At 66.0% G+C, this 3691-nt stretch carries 5 protein-coding genes; all 5 read right to left on the bottom strand.

Annotated features, from left to right (window positions below; translation table 11 throughout):
* On the bottom strand, positions 1–445 hold a 445-nt coding region (locus tag I2E26_RS04815), incomplete at its 3' end, for a glutamine synthetase beta-grasp domain-containing protein (RefSeq protein ID WP_195419818.1).
* Between the two features lie 163 nt (positions 446–608).
* Positions 609–821, bottom strand: a complete 213-nt coding sequence (locus I2E26_RS04810; RefSeq protein WP_147587505.1) for a hypothetical protein — start codon at positions 819–821, stop codon at positions 609–611.
* Positions 822–905: 84 nt separating this feature from the next.
* Positions 906–3140 carry a ferrous iron transport protein B gene (feoB, locus tag I2E26_RS04805; RefSeq protein WP_195419817.1) on the bottom strand — a complete coding sequence of 745 codons (2235 nt, stop codon included), beginning with the start codon at positions 3138–3140 and terminating at the stop codon, positions 906–908.
* A 99-nt stretch (positions 3141–3239) separates the two neighbouring features.
* Entirely contained in the window at positions 3240–3461 is a 222-nt protein-coding gene (locus I2E26_RS04800) for a FeoA family protein (protein WP_147587503.1), read from the bottom strand.
* A gap of 29 nt (positions 3462–3490) precedes the next feature.
* The coding region (locus I2E26_RS04795) for a FeoA family protein (RefSeq protein WP_195419816.1) at positions 3491–3691 on the bottom strand (201 nt) is incomplete at its 5' end.

The raw sequence follows: 3691 nt of genomic DNA, 5'->3' as shown, positions 1-3691 counted from the left end.
CGTCGAGCGGCTCGGGCGTGTGCTCGTCGGGGAAGTAGTAGAACTCGAGCTCGGCGCCAACGTTCATGATGAAGCCGGCCTTCTCGGCCTTGTAGAACATGCGGCGCAGGCACTCGCGCGGATCGCCCGCGAACAGCTCGCGATCCGGGGTGCATACGTCGCAGAAAATACGCGCGGCCCCGTCGTGGCTCGGGCGCCATGGCAGGACCTGGAAGGTCGAGGGATCGGGAAACGCGAGCATGTCGGCCTCATCGGGCGTGGTAAAGCCCTCGATGGCGGAGCCGTCGAAACCGATGCCCTCCTCGAACGCGACCTCGAGGTCCTCGGGCGCGATGGCAAAGCTCTTGAGCCGGCCCAGCACGTCCGCAAACCACAGGCGAATGAAGCGTATGTCGCGCTCCTCGACCGTGCGGAGCACGAAATCGATGTACTGCTGCTGATCCATGAGGGCACCCTCCCGCGCAAAGAAACAACCATGGCCTTCGGCCATCGAGCCATTGTTTCATACGTTTGTTTCGTCCTGGTTTCATGCACGCCGCCGGGGGCGCGCGCCGGTTCGGTCCCGACACGCGCCCCCGGCGAAGACGTGGATATGATGCGGCAACCCGCTAGAGGTCGCGGCCGAGGCGCTCGGCCACGCGGTCGACCCCCTCGCATGCGGGGCAGCCCGCGCGCGAGGGCGTCGCGCATCCCGCGCACGAACCCGCACACGAGCCGGAGCTTCCGCAATCGCCGCAGGTACCCTTCTTGCGCACGCGCATGACCACGGCGGCAAACGCCGCGGCCACGGCCAGCAGGATAACGATATCGATCGGTCCCATACGCATTCCTCCTTACATCCAGCATAGCAATACGGGACGGGGGCCGCCGCCGTGGCAACGGGCCCCGTATACGATGTTCACGGTCTAGCGTGCCTCCTGCGGGCGCGCGGCCGGGACCGAGCCCGCCTCGTCGTCCCACGCCCCCTTCGGCATGGGGCGGAAGAGCTGGAACAGCATGCCTGCCGCCAACACGACCGCGACGACGGTCCACAGGCCGAAGACGCCCTGGGCAGCCAGGTAGAACTGGTTGATGAGCAGTCCCACCACCCATGCGAAGCCGCACTCGTAGCCCAGCGCGATAGCCGTCCACTTTGCCGAACCCATCTGGGCGCGGATGGTTCCCATGGCCGCGAAGCAGGGGGCGCACAGCAGGTTGAACGCACCGAACGCGGCGATGGCGCCCACGCTGGGGAACAGCGCGGCGAAGGCGCTCCACAGGGAGGGGTCGGCCTCGGTCGCCTCGGCCAGATGCAGCAGCGAGGCCGCCGTGGCCATCACGTTCTCCTTGGCCACCAGGCCGGTGACGGACATGGCCGTGGCCTGCCAGGAGTCGAAGCCCAGCGGGGCGAAGATCCAGCTCACGGCACCGGCGACCGCAGCGAGGACCGAGTAGTTCGTGAACTCCTCGGGGATGCCCTCCATCGCGGGCAGGAATCCGAACGCGCCCTCGTAGACGCCGAAGTTCGACAGGAACCACACCACGATGGTGGATGCGAAGATGATCGTGAAGGCCTTCTTGATATAGGCGCTCACGCGCTCCCACACGTGCAGGGCCCAGCTGCGCGCACTCGGCATGTGGTAAGCGGGCAGCTCCATCACGAAGGGGGTGGGGCGGCCGGCGAACAGCTTCGTCTTCTTGAGCATGATGCCCGAGACGATGACCGCGACGACGCCCAGGAAGTAGAAGAGGGGCGCGATCCAGGTGGATTCGGCGTCGCCGATGAGCGCGCCCATGACCAGCGCGATGACGGGCAGCTTGGCGCCGCACGGGATGAACGTGGTGGTCACGACCGTCATGCGGCGGTCTTTCTCGTTCTCGATCGTCTTGGTGGCCAGCACGCCGGGCACGCCGCAGCCCGTGGAGACGAGCATGGGGATGAACGACTTGCCGGACAGGCCGAAGCGGCGGAACACGCGGTCCATGACGAACGCGACGCGCGCCATGTAGCCGCAGTCCTCAAGGAAGGACAGCAGCACGAACAGCACGAACATCTGCGGAATGAAGCCGAGCACCGCGCCCACGCCGGCGACGATGCCGTCGCACACCAAGGAGATCACCATGTCGGACGCGCCGGCAGCGGAGAGCCAGCCCTCGAAGAGCGCGGGCACGCTGGGCATGGCGGCTCCGAAGAGCTCCCAGCCCTCGCCGAAGAGGTTGTCGTTGACCCAATCGGTCATGGCCGTGCCGAAGGTCGAGATGGACAGGTAGTACACGCCGAACATGATCAGGGCGAAGATCGGCAGGCCCAGCCAGCGATTGGTGACGATACGGTCGATCTTCTCCGATGTGCTCATGCGCGCCGGTGCCCGATGCAGGCACTCGTCCACGATATGGGCGATCACGGCATAGCGCTCGCCGGTGATGATCGACTCCGCGTCGTCGTCGCAATCCGCCTCGCATGCCGCCACCAGCTGCTCGATGCGCTCGGCGGCCGCGGCGTCGAGGGCGAGCGAGGCGGCTGCCTCGGCATCGCGCTCGAACAGCTTCACCGCGTAGTACCGGCGCTTGGCAGCGGGCACGCGGGCGGGCAGCTGGTGTTCGATGCGCTCGAGCACGCCGTCGACCGCGGCATCGAATGCATGGCGCTTCGGAGCGGCCTTGCGAGCCGCGGAGCGCTTCGCCGTTTCCAGCAGGTCGTCGACGCCCGTGTTCTTCAGCGCTGAGATCAAGACCACGGGGCAGCCCAGCGCGCGCTCGAGCGCGGGCACGTCGATCCTGTCGCCGTTCTTCTCCACCAGATCGGCCATGTTCAGCGCGACCACCACGGGAAGCCCCGTCTCGATAACCTGGAGCGCCAGGTACAGGTTGCGCTCGAGGTTGGTGGCATCGAGAACCTGGATGACGGCATCGGGCTCGCCGCCCATGAGGTAGTCGCGGCTCACGCGCTCCTCGGGGCTGTAGGGCGAGAGGGAGTAGATGCCGGGCAGGTCGGTGACGACGACGCCCTTATCGGAGGAGAGGCGCGCCTCCTTCTTCTCCACCGTGACGCCCGGCCAGTTGCCCACGTAGCCGTTCTGACCCGTAATCAGGTTGAACAGCGTGGTCTTACCGCAGTTGGGGTTGCCCGCCAGCGCGATATGCATGCTCGTTTCTGCCATAGTTCCTTCCCTTGCATCCTGTCCGGGGCCGTGCGATATACGGCATCCGCGACGTAGCATTTGTTAGATATGGGTAACTTAATGCTCAAAAAAAATGCGCTACCGCACCTCGACGATGGCCGCCTCTTCCTTGCGGATGGACAGCTCGTATCCGCGCACCGAGATCTCGACCGGATCGCCCAGGGGAGCGACTTTCACGACCTTGAACGGCGTGCCCTTGATCAACCCCAGATCCATGAGGTGCCGGCGCAGCGGCCCCTCGCCATGCAGCTTCACGATGACGGCGGACTCCCCCACCGGCACCTCTCCCAGCGTTTTCATACCTTCCTCCTGTTCCCAGACGTGCAAGCCTAAGCGACCATGACGTTGCGGGCGACCTTGGCATCGAGACCGAAGCGCGCGCCCTTCACCATGACGATGATGTTTCCGCCGCCAGCCGTCACCACGTGCACCTGCGAGCCCTCGACGAATCCAAGGGTCTCGAGATGCCGCTTCACGTCGGACGCGCCCTTCACGCGCGCGACGGTCGCCGTCTCACCCGCCCTCATCAT

Origin of the sequence: Collinsella sp. D33t1_170424_A12, assembly GCF_015554865.1 — a bacterium.
Lineage (GTDB): Bacteria > Actinomycetota > Coriobacteriia > Coriobacteriales > Coriobacteriaceae > Collinsella.
Note: the sequence above shows the minus strand (reverse complement) of the source record. Positions and strands in the feature narration are given on the sequence as shown.